We start from the raw sequence: 21,745 nt of genomic DNA, 5'->3' as shown, positions 1-21,745 counted from the left end.
CTATTAATAACCGCATTCTCATCCACAATTATGCTCGCAAAAGCAATCCTCGCTATCGCTCCCTACATCTCGGAAATGCTCTCACCCATCGCCAGAAATAAACCGAGACACACTTAAGGAAAGTAATTCAAATGTCAGAAACAATTAATTTTGAGCAAGCAGTCTTAGAGAATCTGCGACAGTTGCCAACAGAGAAACAACAAGAATTGCTCGATTTTGCACAATTCCTCGTGCAAAAAGCGGAACAGAAAAAGCAGTTACCCAGCGAAAGTTCTGAGTCTAACAGTTCGTCAACAACCGCACCTACTCTCAAGCTATCACTTAGAGAAATTGCTAGCCTGCCGATCGCAGAACGCCATAAAATACTAGCACCGTATATGGCTGCTACAGCCGAAGATTTTGTGACTTATCCTGAATTAACCGAGTTTTCGGTACTAGATGGCGAAGACTGGGAGACTGAGTATGACTGCTAACCCACAACGAGGAGAGATTTGGCTGGTACAACTCGATCCCACGCGAGGACAAGAAATTCACAAAACACGTCCTGCGGTTGCGATTAGTTCCGAAATGTTTAGTTCTATCCCCATGCGGATTATAATTCCTCTGGCTACATTGCCACCTAAATTTCAAAATCGCCCCTTCATGATTCTGATTCAGCAAACTGAATAAAACTGTTTAGACGCAGACTCAGCAGGCAATGTTTTGCAAGTTCGGAGTGTAACTACTGAGCGATTTGTCAGATGTATCGGAAAAGTTTCTGAAACGGTTGTGCAAGAATTAGTAATAGGCTTAATTATCTGTGTTGATTATCGTCCATAAAATCAGGAATGTCGATCGCCCGAATTAGCTTTCTCAACATAAAACACACAAGAGGGTAGTCAGTAGGTTGGCTGGCACTGGATTCAGGTCAACAGTGGCAAACCATCATCTAGTGGGGTTTCCTCCCTCAACCCAAACTTACCAAACTTACCCAACTATCAGCCGACTTCCAGCTTCAAAATTTACTATCCCGCAGGATATTGATTTATTTCCACGGATCTGATTTCTTTGTGACACAATAGATTTTAGTATCCATCTATGTGAGGATTGTTCATGGCTCGTTTTAATCAAATCCTTGTCCTTAGCGCCATCAGCCTTCTAGCTTTGGCTGGTTGCGACAGCGCTAAGGAAGCTTCCACTCCGCCAACTTCACCCGCCCCGGTTCCTGCTGCTACTGCTGTAAAAACTGAGAAAGCAGCATCCCAGGGAAACTATGCAGAGTTGAGTGGTGTGGTTTCCAGTACCAAAGCAGCAGTTCAGGCTGGAAACTTTGCCAAAGCCAAAACGGAATTTGGCACATTCGAGAATTCTTGGAAGAAGGTTGAAGACGGCATCAAAGCTAAAGCTCCCAAAAGCTACGATGCAGTTGAAGAAACCGCCGAAAAAGTGACGGATGAACTCAAAAAATCTCAGCCAACTAAAGACAAAGTAATTGCTGAATTGCAGTTGCTGGAAACGACGATTAATAGCATTCCCAAGTCTTAAAATTAAGTAGTGAGTGCCTGTTTCTAGTTAGACTTTCGCAGTTACTCAGAAACAAGCACTCAACGCTCGCTCCTTATATAACCTCAGTATTCCCAAACTTTCAACCACTATGAAGAGAGCATTTCGCAAGTACCACCGCATTCTAGGCCTTATTGTTGCTTTGCCGATCGCGCTGACTGTCGTGACTGGAATGGTCATAACTATTGTCCGAGAGTGGCCGCTGGGTATTGAAATTTCATCGAGATTTTTGTTAAAAATTCATACAGGTGAAATCTTTCACCTGCAAGCCATTTACCCAATTTTGAACGGCTTGGGAATGATTGGCTTGCTAGTGACTGGTTTAAGTATGTCTGGTTTGTTTGGCCGGAAAAAACAGCCGAGTTCCAATGATTGAAATCAAATAGGTGAGGAACTTTGTACAATGTGTTGATTATCGTCCATAAAATTAGGAATGTCGATCGCCAGAACTAGCTTTCTGAGCATACGAGCATATTTGTAACGAATTAACTGGCTTTTTATGGTTGTTTTTCAGTCGCTGTCTCGTAGACTTTCCAGGGTTGCTTTAACATATCACCTGGTTCAACCTCTAATTCGCTGGTTGAAAGTGAAACTCGACCTCTTTCAATGTCCATCGATACAATCATAGCCCTAACCCAATCGCCATGCTTAAAGACTAAATCTAGTTGCTCAACGGGCATTTGAGAAATTGCAAAAGTACGTAGTAGGGCATTAACTCCTCCAATATCCACGATTAAACCGTAAGGTTTAATTCTTTTTACAGTCCCATCAACAATTTGCCCAACTCTCAGCATTTTGAGCCTAGTCGTTGTGAGAATGCGGCGACATTCTTTTTCTTGTTGGCTAAACGATCGCATTTTGTCTAATTCATACTCTCTATTTAACGCAACCCTACGTCCTTCATACCAATCTGAGTCTATCTCACCCAACGCAATATCTACAGGCAGAGTTCGGTATAGGCTTAGCAGTGCTATTATGCTAGGCGTTCGATTGTTAACAGGAATAACTGCAATTAGTACATCTCGTAAGACAATTAACCATTGCTGTTCGGGTGTTAGTTGCTTCCACGATGCTCGCTCCTCTGGGTCTTCACTCTGCTCTATTTTTCCGTCGTATGCTCTCAACTTACTCATTAATAAACGTTTCTGCCAATTCTGACCGGGAATAGTTGGCGACTTGAGTAACGCGCCCCAATTGATGTTCCTTAAATCATCAATTACTGACCAGTCTGATGGACGATACTCATGCTTCACAAATTCAGTAATTCCGTCATGGAAAGCTTTGAGTAATTCATCAAGTTTAGTTGCAGTAGTGATATGTATTGTTTCATATTCATACTTTTGCTGGTCTATCGTAAACCATAGGATGTCATTGCTTGCTCTCTCGACGATTAATTCTATAAAGTAGCCACCCTCGTAAAATTTTGTTGATGCTGGCAATTGGGAGTCCCGAATTTGACCCAACCAAATGTAGAGTGTTTCGTAAAAATCGAATAGAACAGATGTATGAATTATGATACAAAGATCGCTCAACTCAAGCTGTATCAAAATTGTCGATCGGTCAGTTGGTTGTGTCAGACTAATTTTCATTGAACTAAAACAAGATTTTGCGATCGTTTACGAACAGAAGTAAAGTCAATGAGTGTACATTTTCCCGATCGTGTCGTAAAGTGCTATTCTGCCTACTCAATGCTTTGCAGTAAATTTATTATACCGATCGCCCTCAACTCCCCAACTCCCCTCAACTCCGCCCTCCCATCCCCCAACCCCGCACAATACTTAATAAAAAGTTTATAAAACTTACCATTTCCGCATAGATTAGAGTTATCCTAGAAAATCCAGCAATCCTGCAAAGCGTCAACCTTCTCGTCACTTATCCACTGGTTCGATGACTCAAACCCAAAGCACTAAAACCGCCACCCCAACTGCAATTTATTCCTTGACAATTGCTCCCGCCTGTGTATTGCGGGGTCGATCGGCGATCGCACAAGCCGGAGATGCGATCGCCCGTTTCGGAAAGCGGCCGCTAATCGTCGGCGGCAGCAACTCCCTCGCCGCCGCCCAACCCTACCTGCAACCAATCCTCAAACAGCAGCAGTTAGAATCCGCCGAAACAGCATACGGCAAAGATTGCAGCGAAACCAGCCTCGAAACCCTCCGCGAAGCAGCAGCCACCCATGAAGCCGACTTCATCATCGGTGTCGGCGGCGGCAAAGCCTTAGACGCAGCCAAACTCGTCGCCCATCAGTGCAAAATCCCGATCGTCACAATACCCACATCAGCAGCCACCTGTGCGGCTTGGACAGCCCTTTCTAACATTTATTCAGAACAAGGTGCATTCCAATACGATGTCACATTAGCCAGATGTCCCGACTTATTAATACTCGACTACGGCTTAATTCAAACCGCACCGCAGCGGACATTAGTAGCAGGAATTGGAGATGCGATCGCCAAATGGTACGAAGCATCAGTCAGCAGCGGACACTCCGAACAAACTCTGATAATTTCGGCCGTTCAACAAGCTAGAATACTGCGCGATATTTTATTCCAAAAATCAGCCGCCGCCCTCAAAGAACCCGGTAGCGAAACCTGGCAAGAAGTCACAGATGCAGCCGTATTGCTAGCAGGAGTAATCGGCGGAATTGGCGGTGCCCAATGCCGCACCGTCGCCGCCCACGCCGTCCACAACGGCCTAACTCATCTATTAGCAAGTCACGGCACATTGCACGGCGAAAAAGTCGCCTACGGCATTTTAGTACAACTGCGACTAGAAGAAATGCTGCAAAACAATCAACTCGCCGCTAGCGCCAGACAGCAACTCCTAAAATTCTACGCCGAGATTGGATTGCCCCAAACTTTAGACAACCTAGGACTCGGAGACATTACCATCACAGAATTGCAGCGCGCCGCCGACATAGCCTGCAATCCCAATTCCGACATCCACCGACTGCCTTTTAAAGTTGTTCCCCAACAATTAATGGCAGCGATGGTTTCTACCACCGCACCTGTGGGAGAATTAAAGATTAAGAATTAAAACAGTTTGTAGTAAGGACTAAAGTCCTGAAAAGGCTGTGCTAGCAAGGACGAAAGTCCTTACTACAAACCAGGAAAACTGACAACTGACAAAAAATAAATGACCTTGGATTGGATTACCCCTGCTGACAGGTTGCAAAAACTACCGCCCTACGTATTTGCCCGTCTCGACGAACTCAAAGCCCGCGCCCGCGAACAAGGACTCGATTTAATAGACTTAGGAATGGGAAACCCCGACGGTGCCACTCCTCAACCAGTAGTAGAAGCCGCCGTCGCAGCCATCCAAAATCCTGCAAATCACGGCTATCCACCCTTTGAAGGAACTGCCAGTTTCCGCCGTACTATTACTAAATGGTACAGCCGCCGCTACAACGTTGAACTCGATCCAGAAAGCGAAGCATTGCCTTTGTTGGGTTCTAAAGAAGGTTTAGCGCATTTTGCGATCGCCTACATAAATCCCGGCGACTTAATATTAGTACCGAGTCCTGCTTATCCCGTATTATTTCGCGGCCCAATCATCGCCGGTGCAAAAGTTCACAACATCATCCTCAAACCAGAAAACGACTGGGTAATTGACTTAGCCGACATTCCCGACAGCGTAGCCGAACAAGCCAAAATACTCTACTTTAATTATCCCAGCAATCCGACTGGAGCAACAGCACCCCGCGAATTTTACAAAGATATTGTGGCTTTCGCACACAAACATCAAATTTTGCTGGTTCACGACTTGTGTTATGCGGAATTAGCTTTTGACGGGTATCAACCGACAAGTTTATTAGAAATTCCCGGCGGTAAAGAAATCGGTGTAGAATTTCACACCATGTCCAAAACTTACAATATGGCCGGCTGGCGCGTCGGTTTTGTAGTAGGAAACAGCAAGATTATTCAAGGTTTGCGGACATTAAAAACTAACCTAGATTACGGTATATTTTCCGCATTGCAAACAGCAGCAGAAACAGCACTGCAATTGCCCGACAGTTACTTGCACGAAGTGCAGAATCGTTACAGGACTCGCCGGGATTTCATGGTGGAAGGATTGGCCGAATTAGGGTGGAATATTCCCAAACCTCTGGCTGCAATGTATCTTTGGGTTCCTTGTACTCCGGGCATGAGTTCGACTGATTTTGCCCTGAATGTTTTGCAGCAAACGGGTGTTGTGGTGACTCCTGGCAATGCTTTTGGGCCGGGCGGCGAAGGATATGTGAGAATTAGTTTAATTGCAGATTGCGATCGGCTGGGAGAAGCATTGCGGCGCATGAAACAAGCTAATATTAGATATTAAGCTGTTGAGCATTTAAATTTTTTGCCTGAAAGCCAGGGTGCAAGGAGTCTAGGCTTCAAAAATCCCAATTTAAATGCGTATCAGCTTAGTCATTAGTTAGTGGTTATTAGTTAGTTGTTATTGGTTATTTGTGGGTTGTTAGTTGTTATTGGTTATTTGTTGGCGATCGCAACCAATTATTAACTACCAAGGACTAATGACTAATGACTACTGACTAATGACTACTGACTAATGACTGCTGACTACTGACTATAACGTTTTAATTTGCTCGATCACCCAATCAAAAGTTTCCATAACCTGGTTGAGGGCAGATTCGTCTTGCAAAGTAAACAAAGCCAGACTCGGCGACCTTCTCTCGCCCGGTTCTGTAGGTAGCGACAGACCGATCGAACTCAGCTTACTTCTCAATTCCAGCCAATTGTGTTCCGCATTAAAAGGCGGCTGGGAACCGTAATTGTCAGCAGAAATCTCCATTCTGCCAGCAATATCTACAGTGAATAACTGATAGGGTTTTCTTCCCCTTTGAGGCAATTGAGCGGCGAAACCGCCGTAGGCATCCCCCGTTCCCCAGTGGATTTGAACTTCGGGTTCTTGACTTTTCGCCCAAAGGTAAATTGCTTTTGCCATTTGCGCCTCGTCCGCGCCCCGTCTAGCTTTGATTTCCGCAAAAAATGAAGATTCATCCCAGCGCCTTCTTTCGCGCGTTGCGCTGGATTTTTTCTGCTGTGCTTCGGCTGTCTGACCGATCACTCTGGGAACCAGCGTTTTCAAACCGTCTTCACTTACATACTGCTTAATTTCCAGGGCCAAAACTTCAACCGGGTCCATTTGTTCGTTGAGAAATTCCACAACTCGGCGCATTTCAGCGGAAATCTCGTCAGCTACAAACACTAAGCGAACTTTACCGGCTTGCAAATTAGTTTTAACCTTCTGCCAAAATCTGTCTTCATTAGCATTTGCGCCGAGAAACTCTTCAAAAATCTGTTCGGGATCGCGACCCCGATCGCGACAATTAGCTTCAAACAGAGCAATAATCGAATCTATCGGCCAGTAAACCAACGCATTAGCAGCATAGTCGATCGACTGACCCAAAACTTTTTGCCGCAGTTCGGCATTAGGAGTTCGCCTGACATCCACCAAAGTAGGAACTGCATTTTGGTCGAGAAACAAATGATCCAGCGACCACTGCACCGCTGTTTCCTCATCGCTGGGCATTGCAGCTTCCCGCGAAATTAACAGCCACCTGCGCGCCGTCGCCCGATCGATTTGGTCTCCCGCGATCAAATTGGGATAAGTTACTAGCAAGTCTTGTAACTGGTCTTCCGAGTCGTAGGGCTGTTCCATCATTTCTACCAGCCTGTCGTCGTCCTGAATCAGATAAATACCTCCCGCCATGCAAGCCCACCTACTTAATTTTAGATTTTAGATTTTAGATTTTAGATTTTAGTCATTAGTCATCAGTCATTAGTCATTAGATTTTAGTCAGTAGTCAGTAGTCAGTAGTCATTAGTCCGCAGCCAATTAGTTCTCAACGGGGAAGACCTTAGTCTGAATTCAAGAAAAATTTTGAATTATCCAATTTCAATTTTTTGTCAATTATACAAAAAACTGCCTTAAACCACCCATAGATGACTGATGACCAATGACTGATGACCAATGACTAATGACCAATGACTAATCACTAATGACTAATGACTAATAACTGATGACTAATCACTAATACAACCAGTAAATACTCGCTGTGCCGGCCCGGTCATGTAAATCCGTCCAGAAACTTCTGCCCATTCGATTTCCAAAACGCCACCGGGGAGTTCAACAGCAGTTGCCCGATCGCACTTCCCGACCAACACCCCAGCTACCACAGCAGCACAAGCACCAGTCCCACAAGCTAGAGTAACACCTGCGCCTCTTTCCCACACCCGCATTTTTACATAGTCCGAACGTACCACTTGAATAAATTCCGTATTGGTACGCTGCGGGAAGGCTTTGTTGTGCTCGAATTGAGGCCCGACAGTTTCTAAAGCAACAGCCGAAACATCCTCTACAAAAGTAATGCAGTGAGGATTGCCCATGCTGACGCAGGTAACAGACCAAGATTTACCCGCTACTTCGATCGGCACATCTATAACTTTGGCATCCGGTGCAGCCAAAGTTGTCGGAATTTCCGCAGCCAGCAGCCGGGGAACCCCCATATCCACCTTAACCTGACCGTCCGATCGCAATTCCGGGCTAATCACACCCGCCAGAGTGTGGATGCGGTACTGAGTTTTCGCCTCTAACCCTTCCAAATCGGCGATAAACTTAGCCAAACAGCGAATCCCGTTGCCGCACATTTCCGGTTCCGAACCGTCGGAGTTAAAAATCCGCATCGTATAGTCAGTGCCGTTTTGACCTGGAAGAGCAAATATCACACCGTCTGCGCCAATCCCGAAATGTCGATCGCACAAATCCACAGCTTGTTCTGGTGTAATCGCCGGTTCTGACGAGTGGCGGTTGTCAATCAGAATAAAATCATTTCCCAGTCCCTGATACTTCGCAAACTCGATCGGCATAAAAACCTCTGTTGGTTCAAACTCATTAGTTGATAGACTTCATAAAGTCATTAGTCATTTGCCAGTTGCCTCCCCCCCGAATGTCCTTAGTCCTCAGTCCTCAGTCCTCACTCCTCAATCCTCAGTTTGCCACCAAAGACTAATGACTAATGACTAATGACTGATGACTAATGACTAATGACTAATGACCAATGACCAAATTACCCATTTCCCAGTATGTCTGAATTTGAGACCGGATTGCCCAGCGTTCGCTTAATACAAAGCTACATCAAAGACAAACAACAGATAGAACTAAAACTCGTTACAGGCGATTTGCTAGTTGGCAGAATTTTTTGGCAGGATCATAGCTGCATTTGCCTCCTCGACGCCTCAGAAAAACAAATTCTGGTTTCGCGACAAGCAATTGCTTACATCAAAATCAACGGGTGAGGAGAGTGGGCATGGGGCATGGGGCATGGGGCATGGGGCATGAGGCATGGGGCATTGTTAGCTGTTGACTGTTAACTAATGACTAATATCAAATCCGTTAGCATCGGAATGATATAAACGGAGGAAACGGCACTGCCGTGTCCCTACAATCGATCGCGGTAGGGAAACGGCACTGCCGTGTCCTCTATATCATTCCGGCGCAGCCGGAATTGATATAATGCCCAATGCCAACTGCCAACTGCCAACTGCCAACTGCCAACTGCCAACTGCCAACTGACTAATCGCTAAACAGCTTTTCGCTGACTTGGGTAGTAAGAAAAGGCAGCTTTAAGGCAGGTTGCCGAATCGGCGGTGAGGCAGTCCGCTGCATCAAGCCGAGCTCGTAGAAGCCCCCGCACAGCAGCAAACGATCGCCTTGTTGCAGATTAGTAGTTCCGTCCGGCCAGCGAGTAAATTTCCCTTCCCGGCGGATCGCCCGCACCTGCACCCCGTACTGACTCAGCAAATCTACCTCTGACAGTTTTTTGCCCGCCCAAGGGCTGTTTGCTGGCAGCCTCAGCCACTGGCAAGAACTGTCGCCCTGCGGCACTGCAATTTCCCCCTTCGCCAGCAACTCAAAACTGATGAGTTCTTCGGGTTCTCCCACTACAAAAACTCGATCGCCCGACTGCAAAGCTGTCTTGCCGTTGGGATAATCAATTTCCTCGCCATTTGCGCGGACGATCGCCACTACGCTGACCCCTGTCAACTGCCGCAAGTTAGTTTCTTCCAGAGTCATGCTGGCGAAGGGCGAACCCGACGGCAAGTTGTACCACTCGCTGTTCATATCTCGAACCGCCACTTTCAAATCCCGCGAAATCGCCAAAGGTTCGCGCGGTGGCCGCAATTCCAGATAGCGGCTGCTGCGAATTTGCTGCACTTCTCGCCCGATCGCCATTGCCGAGATCCCGATGCCAGCCAGCAAGTGGGCAGACAGTTCTAAACTGGCCTCAAACTCCGGCTGCACGACTTCCCAGGCCCCGAGTTGGTAAAGCAGTTCGATGTCTTTATCTTGGTTTGCCCGCACCACAATATCCAAATCCGGGACTAATTCTAAAGCCCGCTTCAGACACAAGCGAGTGCTCATGGGATCGGGAAGGGCGATCGCCATTGCTTTTGCCCGTTCCACTCCGGCGGCTTCCAATACGTGCAAGCTGGCAGCATTCCCGTAAATGTAAGGAATTCCTTGGACTCTACAGTCTTGAATTCTACTTTCTGACTCGTCAATCACCACAATTGAACAGTTGCGGCTTTGCAGCATTTTGACTAAAATTCTGCCGACTCGCCCGTAGCCGCAAACCACAACATGATTTTGTTCTGGTAAAGTTTCAGCTATTGCCACAGGTTGAGATGTTTCGTCAAAATAGCGCTGCAAAGGCCCGAAATTTTCCGCCCACTTAAATAACTGCGGCACGCTTCTCAATACAAACGGAGTCAGCACGAGGGTGACTGCTGTCGTTCCTAAAATTAACAGGTAAACGTTTCGCGAAACGAGTCCCATAGCTTGGCCGGAACTAGCGAGTACAAAGGAGAATTCTCCTATTTGAGCTAACCCCAAACCTGCGATTAATGCTGTTTTTAGCGGATACCCAAATAGTCTGACAATGGGCGTTATTATCAAGAATTTGCCGACAAATACTAGAAATACCAGTCCCAAAATTAATTCTAGATGGTTCCAGAGAAACACCGGGTCGATTAACATTCCGATGGTGACAAAAAATAAGGATGCAAAAATATCTCGCAAAGGCTCGACATAAGTTAGAGTTTGGTCGGCATATTCCACCTCCGAAATCATTAAACCCGCCACAAATGCGCCCATCTCGATCGAAAAACCCAAATATTCTGTCAGCAGCGCAATTCCTAAAGCCAAAACCACAACTCCCAGCAAAAACAGTTCCCGACTTTCTGTTTTCGCGAGGTAGCGCAGCAACTGCGGTACGATCCAAATGCCCGCGACTACAGCACCGAGAGCAAATAACCCGATCCGCAGCAGGGCCCACGCTACCGTCATGCCGATCGCTTCTACTGGCTGGTTGAGGGCCGGCAAAACTGCTAGCATTAGCCCCAAGGCTAAATCTTGAACTACTAATATTCCCAGCATGACTTGACCGTGGGAAGTACCGCCTTCATTGCGCTCCATCAAGCATTTCAGTACGACTGCTGTCGAGGAAAGCGACAGAATCGCTCCTAAAAACACGCCTTGAGCGGGCGATTCTACCCAGCCTACAGCCAAGGAAATTGCAGTAGTAAAGGCGATCGTCAGGACAATTTGCAAGCCCCCCCCGCCCAGACTAATGGCTTTAACTTTCTGGAGTTCGGCGAAAGAAAATTCCACTCCCAAGGCAAATAACAGAAAAGCAACGCCGAATTCAGCCAGGGTGTCTACCTGAATTAATTCTTTAATCAGTCCCAACCCTGCCGGCCCGACTACCATCCCTCCCAGCAGGTAGCCGAGAATTACCGGCTGTCGCAACAGCGAGGCAAATAGTCCTCCTGCTGCGGCAGCAGCGAGAACTAGAACTAAGTCAACGATCAGTCGGAAGTCTTCTTGCACAAGTTTATGAAAAAAGTATAAAGTTATATTATAGTGTCTAATGTGTTGGCGATGTTTGGTGCGTTGACTGTAGTTGGGGAGCAATGGCAAGCGCAACTATAGAACAAGGTATTTTCTGAGAGCAAAGAGTTCAAAACTTCACAAAAAGATTAACCTCTTGCAAGTCGATCGGGGTATTGGAGCTTTATTGGTGGTGCTGTTTCACCTAAACCAGATGAGCATAGAAAGATTAAATAAAGTATCTTTATTTAATCTTTTTGAAGCTGGGTGGAGCGGTGTTGATTACTTTTTTGTATTGAGCGGTTTTATCATGGTGTACGTTCACCGAACGGCGATCGGGAAACCAGACCAGTTTAAATCATTTTTAATCAAACGCACCCTAACAATTTACCCAATCAATTGGATAATTACGCTCGCAGTTTTAGTTTTTTTTCTAGTAATTCCTGGGTTTGCCAATAATAAAGATTTAAGTATATCGCACATATTTGTATCTCTCCTTCTGCTACCTCAGAATGATAAACCGATCCTAGATTTCGGCTGGACTTTGATTTATGAATTGTTTTTTTATGTACTCTTTAGTCTAGCTATCTGGTTCAAACCCAAATATTTTGTGCCGCTTCTTTCGACTTGGCTATTTGTGACGATTCTCCATTATTTAAAAGTAGTAGATTTTGGCGGGAGGCTTTTTTGCTGAATATAATATTTGGCAATATGAATCTAGAATTTGTATGGGGCTGCTAGGCTTGGTATGCTGTAATTAAATTTGGCAGTAAAATTCACAAAAACAGGTGGATTTTGTTTGTGGTAGCCAATTTAGGATATGTAGCTTTATTAATATTTTCGGCTGCGAACAACATAGAAATAGATAGAATCAGCACTGTGGGAGTGCTGGCCGCTTTGTTAATAGTAGGCTCGGCATCGATCGACCTCAAAGATGCTCCGAAAATACCTTATATTTTCACATACTTAGGAGACGCCTCCTACTATAGCAATCCTAAATGATTTGCTTGCATTATACGCGAGCAATATGCTCGCACTGCAAGGATTCAGGTCTCGCTCGATTTTGCGACTGATGCGAGGATTGCTATAGATATTTTTAACCCACTGCCCACTGATTTCAGCAACTACAAAAGTCGTGCAAAAGGTAAATTTAGGAAAATATTTCGATAGCTTCTTTGCCCCGCGTTGGTAGCACTGATAACTGTAATTGCTGGCTGCATCTTTTACTCTTTAATCGAAAAACCGCTGACAGTTTATCTGCGGAAAAATCTAGTTAAAAAAATGAGCCTTCCAAAGACACAAGCAGGCTAATTGTGTCGTGCGTCGCTGTGAAATTGTCGATCTTACTTGCAGATTGTATATGCGACGCACCCTACGGCTACTCGGCTTCATCTCCTGACAAAATTTCCTCTAAATCTCTCGCTGCGTGCAGAATTCGCACCACCTCAATAAAGTCATCAAAAGACAAATAGAAAATCACATAATTCTCAAAAACCCTAACTGACAACCTTCGCAAACCCTCCAACCGTGGATTTTGCACCGGATACAGGCGACCCATTCCCGACATTTGAGCCAACCTCGCAAATGTCTGACGTGCTGCATCAAAAAAACGCAACGCAGCATCAAGATTATTGTGAGCAATACAAGCAAAATTTTCGTCTAAATCTTGACTTGCCCTTGGTGTAATGACAATACGTTTAGTCATTGCTACTTTTCGTCAAGTTGAGACACCAAGTGAGTACGTTTTTGCTCCCACCAATCATCGGTAATGTCTACAGAATTGCCACTATCCAGACCTGCCAATAATAACGACTCAACTCGTAACGCTCTTGCTTGTTCTTGGCGAATTAGGTGCAAGATATATTCCGCTGCATTGCTGTAGCCTCCGATTGCGACTTGTTCGTTAATAAATTTTTGAATTGAATCGGGAAGAGGCAGATTGAGGGTCATATTTTTTATCCTTCCTGATGTGCGATCGACCTTGGCATATTTTAAATATTATAAATGAGGTTTGACCGATTTCCGTTTTTGTAGTTTTTGTAGGTGCGTCGCTGTGAAAATTTTGATGAAATTTACAGATTTGAGATGGCGACGCACCTGACTGACTCTCGCGGTGCGTCGCTGCGAGATTGTCGATTTGATTTGTAGATTGTTCATAGCGACGCACCCTACAAATTAGCTAGAGAAAAGAGAAAAACCCTCGCCGAGAAAACTAGGACGAGGGAGAAACCGATGCAACCGCCACGCGAAAACCCTTGAACCACCACCAGTTGACCGCCGAGGTCCAGTTGCGAACAGCACTACGGCAAAGAACCGCAGAAAAGTCCCAGGAACCGCCCCGCAGCACTCGGTCCTCGTCTGTTCCTGTTTCCCAAGAAATTCCGTCAGTCGGTGCGCCATTGTAGCGATCGTGCCAGCGATCGCTACACCACTCCATAACATTGCCGTGCATATCGTAAAGTCCAAAAGCATTCGGGGGAAAACTCCCGACATCGGTTGTTTGTCGCCTGTAAAGTCCTTTGGGGGCCTTTGCGTAGGGTTTATTTCCGTCATAGTTGACTAAATCAGGAGTAATCGTTTCACCAAAATGAAATGGGGTTGTTGTACCGGCACGACAAGCATATTCCCATTCTGCTTCACTCAGGAGGCGATATTTTTTCCCAGTTTTTTCCGAGAGTTTGCCACAGAATTCGACAGCATCTTGCCACAATACTTTGTCTACAGGACGTTTTGCACCTTTGAAAAATGATGGGTTGTCTCCCATTACTGCTTGCCACTGTGCTTGGGTGATGGGATATTTTCCTGCATAAAAAGCGGATACTGTGACTTGATGCTGCGGACTTTCCTGCTTATATCGTCTGGCTTCGTTATCGGGGCTGCCCATTATAAATATGCCACCCGGAATGTAAACCATTTCTAGTGAAATTGCGTTACCTAAATATTCAGTAAAAAAGTGAGCAAAGGACTTGGTACGGCTGTTTTCTTTTCCAGAGGAATCTACTGTGATGACATCAAATTCAAATAGGGGGAAATAATCTTGTAAATGTTGCTTTATCTTTTCCTCATCTCGATATTTCAGCAGTGAAAAAGCAGCTAATTTTACCTGCATTGACTCATCCCGCAATGCTCCCAGTATCAAATCTAACCCTGCTTCTCCATATTTGAGCGCTTCGGAGAGTGCGGCGATTCTCACTTCGACAGCAGGCGAGGCTAGGCGGCTTTTAACGCCGGCAATTCCTCCCAGTATCGCCGCATCAACAGGAGTTGAATTTTGACCCCCAAGGACGGCATCATATTCTCTTGGTTGATTTTGCTCATTTGGCATGGCATTTTGACCTGCGTATGATTAACCACTGTGGCATTTACTTAATAAATAGGTCAACTACTCAAAACTTATGCAGCTACGCTACAAATAACGCAAATAGTGCCTTGCGTTTTGGGCTTTTACAGGCTACATTTACCGACTTGGCGCAAGTCCTAACATTGCGTTACCCTTTGCAGTGAGAGCGTGCTAGAGTTAGCTACTTTGTGTAACATTAGCTAGATAAGAATTTAGGATATCGGTGATGACCAATGTAAATCAAGGCAACTGCGGGCTAAGTGCGGAAATAATAGCGGGTCGGATTTTGCGGTGGCGACGGTTGAAAATAAACAAGCTAACCGCCAGTTCGATCGGGGGAATTGTTGCTGGCATTCTAAGTTTTGCCCTGCCGGTGCAAGCTTTGCAGGTAGTTGTGACGCCGGCAAATCCTCAACTCGGAGATACGCTGTCGGTAGTAATTCAGGTAGACAGCAGCGACACTCCCACGGTGTCCGTACAGCAAAAAAACTACCCCGCGTTTCCCATCGGCAACAATCGCTTTCGGGCGCTGCTACCGACAACCCCTGCTGAGAAACCCGGTGCACGCCAAATCCAAGTGGCTGGTGACGGACAAGTGCAGAAGTTGAGCGTGCAAGTGCGCGATCGAGATTTTCCTACCCAATCCATCTGGCTACCGCCTGGGAAAGACGAGGAAGGTACAGATGCTGAATTCGATCGCGTAGACGCATTTAAAGCACTGGTGACACCCGAAAAATTTTGGGACGGCAAATTGTTGCGCCCCAACTCCGGCGAAATCACCACTATTTACGGGGTGCGCCGATACTATAATGGGGTATTTGCTCAAGACTACTACCACCGCGGCGTCGATTATGCGGGTGCTTACGGTTCCCCTGTAGTCGCACCGGCAGCAGGTCGCGTGTCTCTAGTGGGACGCGAATCCCAAGGGTTCAAAATCCACGGGAATGTCGTTGGTATCGACCACGGTCAGGGGGTAGCAAGTATTTTGATGCACCTCAGCCGGATTGATGTCAAGGAGGGCGATGTCGTGAAAGCCGGTCAAGTAATTGGTGCTCTGGGGTCAACGGGAGCTGCGACAGGCCCTCACCTGCATTGGGGACTGTACGTGCACGGGCAGTCCGTCGATCCCGTACCTTGGCGGCTTCAGGGAATTGAGTAGGAATTTTTACGGGTTTTGACGAATAAAGCCGTCAATTATGGGGTAAGTTTGTGGCTAGGGTGTTTAGATAACTGTTATGGGTTATCAGTATTGAGTTAGGATTTGTCTAAAAATTCTCAACTCAATCCTCAAAACTCGAATCTCAAGACGCTAACAATCGCGTCTTCACAAAACTCTATTAATGATGCCGTTGAGTGGGAAGCATATATGAGTATTGAAAAAATTGTTGAACAAGCTTTGCAAGACGGCTATTTAACGCCGTCTATGGAAGCTGAGGTGGGACGGATATGCAATACAGCTTCGGAATTGTCGATCGAAGAGTACATGGCTCTCGATCGTCTGATGGGAGCTCTGTTGACCGGCGAAGTGGTAGTTCTGCCGCGCAAACAGTTCATCAACGTGATGGAAGAGTTGGTGCTCAGCGATGCGATCGCCAGGGTTGCAGAAATTGAGGCGACGAGCGACCTGAGTCTGGATGTGGGAGATATTGCAGCTTATGCTTTAAATAGGCTGCCGCCTCTGTACGCTACGACCGAAGAGGGAGCTCATTTTCAAAGGGCTACAGCTAAAGAACAACTTCACGATTTGATCGCCAAAGAAGTCAACGCAGCGATCGCCCGCAACTTGGACAGGCCCGACACCCCAAACCCCACAGCTTTGGGCAAGTCTTCTGGAAACGAAGTTCTTTCACAGCTAAGCACTTGGCTCCAAGCTAACGCCATTAATTTTGAGCCGCAGCCGTAGTACCACCCCAAAAACTCTATTTTGGTTAGGTCGATCCCGCTCAATTCAAAAAGCGGGATTTTTAGTTTCTGAGCCAGCAACATTCATCTGAAGGCAGAAGCCAGAATTCAAGAACGAAAAATTAAAATTTAAGAGTTTTATTTATTTGTTACCTCAAATAAAAAATTCTCCCTTCCTTCTTTCTTCTTCCTTCTTCCTTCTTCCTTCTTCCTTCTTCCTTCTTCCTTCTTCCTTCTTTCAAACGATTAATTGTTGCTGTCAGAAGAGTCAGCCGAGATGCCGGGGGTAACTTTTGTCTCTCGCTTTTCGCGTTTTTTCCGTTCCGCTTGGATGACATCTTGAAGGACTATTCGCGCTTGGGCCATTTTTTCCAAATTGCTGCGGTACAAATCTAAATCTTTGCTAACTTTATCTTCTGGGAGGTGCAAGGCCGCACTGACTTTGGCGATCGCGTCGTTTCGCGTTTCTTGGTCTTTTACCAAGTCGGGATCAGCTTTTTCTAACAGCGAGAACAAACCGATCGCGAACAAGCGGCTGTACTTAAATTGAGGGTTGCTGGCGATCGTCCCTAAAGACGCTTGTAAATCTCCTGTATCTTCAAAGGTGGTGGAGCGATCGATCCACGAGAGTAACTCAGACCCCGACAGTCGCCCCGCCAAGCTTTCCAATCGGTAAGCGTCTTGCTTGTAGCGTTCTGGATCGTCCTCTAGGGACTTGCACAAACCGTTAAAAATCGAAACTCTGTCTGCTTCTGGGGCGTATCCGAGCATGAATCGATCGAAAGCTGTGACTACACCCAAAGCATAAATTGGGTCGTATTGAAAATCGGCATTCGCCGAAAGCAAGTGCATTTCTACCATCAACTCTTCCACCACTCGACGGTAAATTGAGTTGATCGGTCGAGTGTGAATCGTATAGAAACTTCGCTTAGTATCTGAAACAGTACGGTTATTGTTCACCTGAGTCTTATAGATAAATAATTTTGCCGCAGCGGGCGTGCCAGCGCGGCGTGAGTAAAGTCGGGGGAGTCTCTCTGCGATCGGGCTGACAAAAAGTGCCAGTTTTTTTTAAACGGTGCTGCCTCTAAGCGAGGCAAAATTTTATCGAAAATATTTTACGCGCGATCGGCAGCAACAATTAAAATGTCGCACTACGAGGGCAAAACCCCAGTATCTTTACAATCATAGCTCTTCTGGGATCGCTCATAAATCTAATCTTCTGACTTGCCCAGGCCAGGTCTCGCAACCAATATCACAATAAGTTTTTTCTGTCAAGCCATGAACCTGAAAAATCAAACAAACATGACAATTTCTCCTGAATTAAGAGCTTTAGCCCAGTACATGGCGGGCGAATTTGACAACCGGGAACAAGCGCTAGCAGACCCGGCTTGGTACGTCCACCTTCGTTTGTGGCAAAGACCCGTACCCGTTCCTCTTTTTTCCGAACCCAGCATTACTCTGTTTGCCGAACAAGCCAACATTCTGGAATTAGACAAGCCATACCGCCCTCGCATCGTGCAACTGAGGCACTCACAGATAGCGCCGGGACTTATAGAAGCTCAGTATTATATGTTCCACGACATTACAGCCGTCAAAGGAGCCGGTTGCAACCCCGACTTGCTTGGAAAGCTAACTAACGAGCAAATCCAACTCCTCCCCGGCTGCACCCTCTCGGTTGCGGTGCAAAATTTAGCCTCAAACGGCTATCGGTTTCGGGCATCTTTGCCGGAGGGCACTCGCTGCAGCTTTGCCTACGGGGGGCAAAATTACCAAGTAGACTTGGGGTTTGAAGCTGCAGGCGAGGAATTTCTCAGCTACGACAAAGGAATCAGCCCCACGACAGGCAAGGCTATCTGGGGAGCCTTAATGGGCCCTTTTAGATTTGTCAAGCGTCAGGATTTTGCTGCTGAGATATTGGTTTGAAGCAAGAAACAACAAGAAACAAGGAAGAAAGATTTGGTTATCTAGGAGAGAAGGCAAGACTTTACCTTGACATATTCTTCTACTTTAGTGTTTTGGTGAACCTCTCAACTTTTCAAGAAAGGAATAAGGCAGAAGGAAGCAGGCAAAAATTTACCTGCTTCCTGTTCTTCTGCTTGGTTTCTGGGCGCTTATGAGTCTCAAGCTTAAATTACCCGCGACACTGCAACCGATGCCAGCAGGAGTGCTCAACTTGCGCGCGGCACCCCCTCTAGAGCTTCTTCTTCCGTTTCAAAGATTTCAAACACAGAATCCATCATGGTGACTTCAAACACCAGTTTGGCTTCTGGATGAACATTGCAAATGCGGAAACTTCCCTTAACTTTATCCGCATCCCGCATACCTGCTACAAGTGAGGTCAGGCCAGAACTATCGATAAAGTTAACCTGACCAAGATTCACTACGACATGGCGGCTGAGTTTGGAAATACACTCTTGCAACTTGAGGCGGAATTGCCAAGCTGTTGTGATGTCCAACCGTCCTGTCGGTGCTAAGACGATAACTGTTGTACCGTCTTGAAGCGTGTGGGTTTTTTGATCAATATGAATCACTGACCCTTCCCTCAAATTTATTACTATCTATCGCGGTGGTTACTTTCCCAGTAGTTTAACTCAGGTCGGTGACTGCTGAGGCATCCAATTCGCCCAATCTTGCGGTTTTAAGAACTTGGAGTAGAGTTCGGCTTCTGGAGAGTTGGGTTCTGGCTCGTAGCAGTATTCCCAGCGTACCAAAGGTGGCAGGGACATCAGAATCGATTCAGTGCGTCCGTTGGTCTGCAAGCCAAAGGTCGTGCCTCGATCGTACACTAAGTTAAATTCGACATAACGGCCGCGGCGGTAAAGTTGGAAATTGCGCTCGCGATCGCCGTATTCTTTCGATCGGTGCTTTTCAATAATCGGGGTGTAAGCCGGCAAAAATGCCCTACCGCAGTCCTGTACGAAGGCGAACAGGGACTCCCAACTCCTAGGTTCCGGCACCCCGATGCTGTTGCTGCACTCAGCGGCCTTGCCTTTGACATGATGGTCGCGGTAAAGCGCGCCTTGAGCGCTTTGGTAGTCAAAAAACAGACCGCCCACGCCGCGGGTTTCTTGGCGGTGCGGGAGGTAGAAATATTCGTCGCACCAGAGTTTAAATGTCGGATAATATCCGGGATGGTGGCGATCGCAAGCTGCTTTCAGAGTTTTGTGGAAATGAGCTGCATCCTCAGCCAACGGGTAATAAGGAGTCAAATCGACACCGCCGCCAAACCACCAAATCGGCCCGGCTTCAAAATAGCGGTAATTCAAGTGAACCGTAGGCAAGTAGGGATTGCGGGGGTGCAGCACCATCGAAGTGCCAGTTGCATAGAAATCGTGACCGGCAGCTTCTGGGTGCTTGGCCAAAATCAAAGCCGGCAAACTTTCGCCCCACACTTGGGAAAAATTGACTCCCCCTTGTTCAAAAACATTGCCTTCCCGCATGACGCGAGAACGTCCGCCGCCGCCTTCAGAGCGTTCCCAAGAGTCCTCTTGAAATTTGCCTAAACCATCGAGCTGTTCGAGGGATTGACAAATTTCGTCTTGTAGGCTTTTCATAAATTTGCTGACTCTAGCTCTAGAGTCAGCCGGCGGCAAAAACGGGGAAGTGGCGGTTTTAAGTGTTGTAGAAACTGTCATCCGATTTTAGATTTTAGATTTTAGATTTTAGATTGAAGAATTGCGACCACGGATCAATTCGGGGATTGTGACCAAATTGCTTTCGGTCGTAGAAATTATTGCCGATCGCATTTGAGTTTGAGATTGACCGTGAGTCCCAAATCCAGTCGTCATGTAATTATGCCACCGCAGGTCTGCAAATGATCGCTATGAAGTTACATTAAAAAATAGCAATAAAAATATACTTAAACCTGCGATCGAAAATTCGCTAACCCAATTGCAGAGCTATGGTGGAGAACACAATGCCCAAGACACTCGATGTTAGTTCAGTCTTAGAAATCCTGCGACCCGTGCAAGACCCCGAACTTCAAAAGAGTTTGGTGGAATTGAACATGATTCGTAACATCAAAATTGACGGCGGTGTCGTCAGCTTTACTTTAGTGCTGACAACGCCTGCTTGCCCGCTGCGAGAATTTATTGTCGAAGATTGCCAAAAAGCGGTCAAACAGTTGCCAGGAGTCGAAAAAGTGGCGGTGGAGGTGACAGCCGAAACGCCGCAGCAGAAGGGAGTGGTCGATCGCCAAGGCATTGAAGGAGTGAAAAATATTATCGCAATATCCAGCGGCAAAGGCGGCGTCGGCAAAAGCACGGTGGCGGTAAACGTGGCAGTAGCGCTGGCGCAAACCGGCGCCAAGGTGGGTTTGCTGGATGCGGATATCTATGGGCCCAACGACCCGACAATGTTGGGTCTGGGGGACGCGAAAGTCATGGTTAGGGACGGAAAAAGCGGGGAAAGCCTCGAACCCGCGTTTAATTACGGCGTCAAATTGGTGTCGATGGCGTTTTTAATTGACAAAGACCAACCCGTGATTTGGCGCGGCCCGATGTTGAACGGGATCATTCGGCAATTCCTCTATCAGGTGAATTGGGGCGATTTAGACTATCTGATTGTCGATATGCCTCCGGGTACTGGAGACGCGCAGTTGACAATGGCGCAAGCGGTGCCGATGGCTGGTGTCGTGATCGTTACCACGCCGCAGACTGTGGCATTGTTGGACTCCCGCAAGGGTTTAAAGATGTTCCAGCAGTTGGGAGTGTCGGTGTTGGGAATTGTGGAAAACATGAGCTATTTTGTGCCGCCGGATATGCCAGACAAGCAATACGATATTTTCGGTTCTGGTGGCGGGGAAAAGACTGCGGCTGAGTTGGGAGTGCCGCTGTTAGGCCGCATTCCGCTGGAAATTCCGTTGCGGGAAGGTGGCGATTCTGGGGTGCCGATCGTGGTGGGGCAACCGGGTTCTGCTTCGGCGAGGGAGTTGCGGGCGATCGCGGGCCGCATTGCCGGTAAAGTTTCCGTAGCAGCCTTAGCCTAACTCACATCTTGGATTGTTAATCAGCTTTTGATGGGCGGGCGGGACGCCCAACCCCTACTCCCCACAAGAAACCTGTTTAGTTTGTG

At 46.8% G+C, this 21,745-nt stretch carries 24 protein-coding genes; 13 read left to right on the top strand and 11 right to left on the bottom strand.

What is annotated here, in order from left to right:
• Window positions 1-131: 131 nt before the first annotated feature.
• From QUA56_RS26320 to QUA56_RS26305, 4 genes are all read left to right on the top strand, one after another.
• Window positions 132-473 carry a DUF2281 domain-containing protein gene (locus QUA56_RS26320; RefSeq protein ID WP_333363785.1) on the top strand — a complete coding sequence of 114 codons (342 nt, stop codon included), beginning with the start codon at window positions 132-134 and terminating at the stop codon, window positions 471-473.
• Complete coding sequence (locus QUA56_RS26315; protein ID WP_333363782.1) at window positions 463-669, top strand: type II toxin-antitoxin system PemK/MazF family toxin; 207 nt, start codon at window positions 463-465, stop codon at window positions 667-669. Before QUA56_RS26320 ends, QUA56_RS26315 begins: the two co-directional genes overlap by 11 nt.
• 423 nt (window positions 670-1,092) lie before the next feature.
• Entirely contained in the window at window positions 1,093-1,524 is a 432-nt protein-coding gene (locus tag QUA56_RS26310; RefSeq protein ID WP_333299803.1) for a hypothetical protein, read from the top strand.
• A gap of 109 nt (window positions 1,525-1,633) precedes the next feature.
• A complete protein-coding gene (locus tag QUA56_RS26305; protein ID WP_333363780.1) occupies window positions 1,634-1,918 on the top strand; it encodes a peptidase in 285 nt (94 codons plus the stop codon).
• A gap of 121 nt (window positions 1,919-2,039) precedes the next feature.
• Here the strand turns inward: QUA56_RS26305 and QUA56_RS26300 are convergent, their stop codons facing one another.
• Window positions 2,040-3,131: a S1 RNA-binding domain-containing protein gene (locus QUA56_RS26300; protein WP_333363777.1), complete on the bottom strand. Its 1,092-nt coding sequence runs from the start codon at window positions 3,129-3,131 to the stop codon at window positions 2,040-2,042.
• A gap of 298 nt (window positions 3,132-3,429) precedes the next feature.
• Here QUA56_RS26300 and QUA56_RS26295 point away from each other — a divergent pair, with 298 nt between their 5' ends.
• Together QUA56_RS26295 and QUA56_RS26290 are read left to right on the top strand one after the other, a co-directional pair.
• The gene (locus QUA56_RS26295) at window positions 3,430-4,575 is read left to right on the top strand and encodes an iron-containing alcohol dehydrogenase family protein (RefSeq protein WP_333363774.1); all 1,146 of its coding nucleotides are present in this window, start codon (window positions 3,430-3,432) and stop codon (window positions 4,573-4,575) included.
• Window positions 4,576-4,674: 99 nt separating this feature from the next.
• Window positions 4,675-5,856 (top strand): aspartate aminotransferase, encoded by a 1,182-nt coding sequence (locus QUA56_RS26290; RefSeq protein WP_333190633.1) that lies wholly within the window; start codon window positions 4,675-4,677, stop codon window positions 5,854-5,856.
• A gap of 249 nt (window positions 5,857-6,105) precedes the next feature.
• On the opposite strand, the gene QUA56_RS26285 is transcribed toward QUA56_RS26290, so the two are convergent.
• Window positions 6,106-7,251, bottom strand: coding sequence for a hypothetical protein (locus tag QUA56_RS26285; protein ID WP_333363771.1), 1,146 nt, complete (start codon window positions 7,249-7,251; stop codon window positions 6,106-6,108).
• Between the two features lie 314 nt (window positions 7,252-7,565).
• Complete coding sequence (dapF, locus tag QUA56_RS26280) at window positions 7,566-8,408, bottom strand: diaminopimelate epimerase (RefSeq protein ID WP_333363768.1); 843 nt, start codon at window positions 8,406-8,408, stop codon at window positions 7,566-7,568.
• Between the two features lie 216 nt (window positions 8,409-8,624).
• Here dapF and QUA56_RS26275 point away from each other — a divergent pair, with 216 nt between their 5' ends.
• A complete protein-coding gene (locus QUA56_RS26275; RefSeq protein WP_333026471.1) occupies window positions 8,625-8,837 on the top strand; it encodes an Hfq-related RNA-binding protein in 213 nt (70 codons plus the stop codon).
• Window positions 8,838-8,980: 143 nt separating this feature from the next.
• Here QUA56_RS26275 and QUA56_RS26270 read toward each other — a convergent pair whose 3' ends face one another.
• Together QUA56_RS26270 and QUA56_RS26265 are read right to left on the bottom strand one after the other, a co-directional pair.
• A complete protein-coding gene (locus tag QUA56_RS26270) occupies window positions 8,981-9,103 on the bottom strand; it encodes a hypothetical protein (RefSeq protein WP_333363765.1) in 123 nt (40 codons plus the stop codon).
• Window positions 9,104-9,114: 11 nt separating this feature from the next.
• Complete coding sequence (locus QUA56_RS26265) at window positions 9,115-11,430, bottom strand: cation:proton antiporter (RefSeq protein WP_333363762.1); 2,316 nt, start codon at window positions 11,428-11,430, stop codon at window positions 9,115-9,117.
• A gap of 73 nt (window positions 11,431-11,503) precedes the next feature.
• On the opposite strand from QUA56_RS26265, the gene QUA56_RS36940 reads away from it, so the two are divergent.
• Together QUA56_RS36940 and QUA56_RS26260 are read left to right on the top strand one after the other, a co-directional pair.
• A complete protein-coding gene (locus QUA56_RS36940) occupies window positions 11,504-12,124 on the top strand; it encodes an acyltransferase family protein (protein ID WP_445242951.1) in 621 nt (206 codons plus the stop codon).
• 107 nt (window positions 12,125-12,231) lie between these two features.
• Window positions 12,232-12,432, top strand: coding sequence for a hypothetical protein (locus QUA56_RS26260; protein WP_333363759.1), 201 nt, complete (start codon window positions 12,232-12,234; stop codon window positions 12,430-12,432).
• A 376-nt stretch (window positions 12,433-12,808) separates the two neighbouring features.
• Here the strand turns inward: QUA56_RS26260 and QUA56_RS26255 are convergent, their stop codons facing one another.
• The 3 genes from QUA56_RS26255 to QUA56_RS26245 form a co-directional block, all read right to left on the bottom strand.
• Window positions 12,809-13,135: a type II toxin-antitoxin system RelE/ParE family toxin gene (locus tag QUA56_RS26255; protein WP_333363756.1), complete on the bottom strand. Its 327-nt coding sequence runs from the start codon at window positions 13,133-13,135 to the stop codon at window positions 12,809-12,811.
• A gap of 2 nt (window positions 13,136-13,137) precedes the next feature.
• Window positions 13,138-13,380, bottom strand: coding sequence for a type II toxin-antitoxin system ParD family antitoxin (locus QUA56_RS26250; RefSeq protein WP_333363753.1), 243 nt, complete (start codon window positions 13,378-13,380; stop codon window positions 13,138-13,140).
• Between the two features lie 262 nt (window positions 13,381-13,642).
• Window positions 13,643-14,755 (bottom strand): formylglycine-generating enzyme family protein, encoded by a 1,113-nt coding sequence (locus QUA56_RS26245; protein ID WP_333363750.1) that lies wholly within the window; start codon window positions 14,753-14,755, stop codon window positions 13,643-13,645.
• Between the two features lie 241 nt (window positions 14,756-14,996).
• On the opposite strand from QUA56_RS26245, the gene QUA56_RS26240 reads away from it, so the two are divergent.
• Window positions 14,997-15,929 carry a M23 family metallopeptidase gene (locus tag QUA56_RS26240; RefSeq protein WP_333363747.1) on the top strand — a complete coding sequence of 311 codons (933 nt, stop codon included), beginning with the start codon at window positions 14,997-14,999 and terminating at the stop codon, window positions 15,927-15,929.
• A gap of 207 nt (window positions 15,930-16,136) precedes the next feature.
• Window positions 16,137-16,673 (top strand): late competence development ComFB family protein, encoded by a 537-nt coding sequence (locus QUA56_RS26235; RefSeq protein WP_333363810.1) that lies wholly within the window; start codon window positions 16,137-16,139, stop codon window positions 16,671-16,673.
• A 245-nt stretch (window positions 16,674-16,918) separates the two neighbouring features.
• Here QUA56_RS26235 and psb29 read toward each other — a convergent pair whose 3' ends face one another.
• Window positions 16,919-17,632: a photosystem II biogenesis protein Psp29 gene (gene psb29, locus QUA56_RS26230; RefSeq protein WP_333363744.1), complete on the bottom strand. Its 714-nt coding sequence runs from the start codon at window positions 17,630-17,632 to the stop codon at window positions 16,919-16,921.
• A gap of 342 nt (window positions 17,633-17,974) precedes the next feature.
• Between psb29 and QUA56_RS26225 the strand changes: the two genes are divergently transcribed.
• Window positions 17,975-18,595, top strand: a complete 621-nt coding sequence (locus tag QUA56_RS26225) for a chromophore lyase CpcT/CpeT (RefSeq protein ID WP_333363741.1) — start codon at window positions 17,975-17,977, stop codon at window positions 18,593-18,595.
• 245 nt (window positions 18,596-18,840) lie between these two features.
• Here QUA56_RS26225 and QUA56_RS26220 read toward each other — a convergent pair whose 3' ends face one another.
• Window positions 18,841-19,203 carry an STAS domain-containing protein gene (locus tag QUA56_RS26220; protein ID WP_006631392.1) on the bottom strand — a complete coding sequence of 121 codons (363 nt, stop codon included), beginning with the start codon at window positions 19,201-19,203 and terminating at the stop codon, window positions 18,841-18,843.
• A gap of 60 nt (window positions 19,204-19,263) precedes the next feature.
• Entirely contained in the window at window positions 19,264-20,307 is a 1,044-nt protein-coding gene (gene hemF, locus QUA56_RS26215; protein ID WP_333363738.1) for an oxygen-dependent coproporphyrinogen oxidase, read from the bottom strand.
• 281 nt (window positions 20,308-20,588) lie between these two features.
• Here hemF and QUA56_RS26210 point away from each other — a divergent pair, with 281 nt between their 5' ends.
• Window positions 20,589-21,659 carry an Mrp/NBP35 family ATP-binding protein gene (locus QUA56_RS26210; protein WP_333026460.1) on the top strand — a complete coding sequence of 357 codons (1,071 nt, stop codon included), beginning with the start codon at window positions 20,589-20,591 and terminating at the stop codon, window positions 21,657-21,659.
• The last annotated feature ends 86 nt before the right edge of the window (window positions 21,660-21,745 follow it).

Source organism: Microcoleus sp. N3A4 (assembly GCF_036701805.1).
In the GTDB taxonomy this organism is placed as follows: Bacteria; Cyanobacteriota; Cyanobacteriia; order Cyanobacteriales; family Microcoleaceae; genus Microcoleus.
Note: the sequence above shows the minus strand (reverse complement) of the source record. Positions and strands in the feature narration are given on the sequence as shown.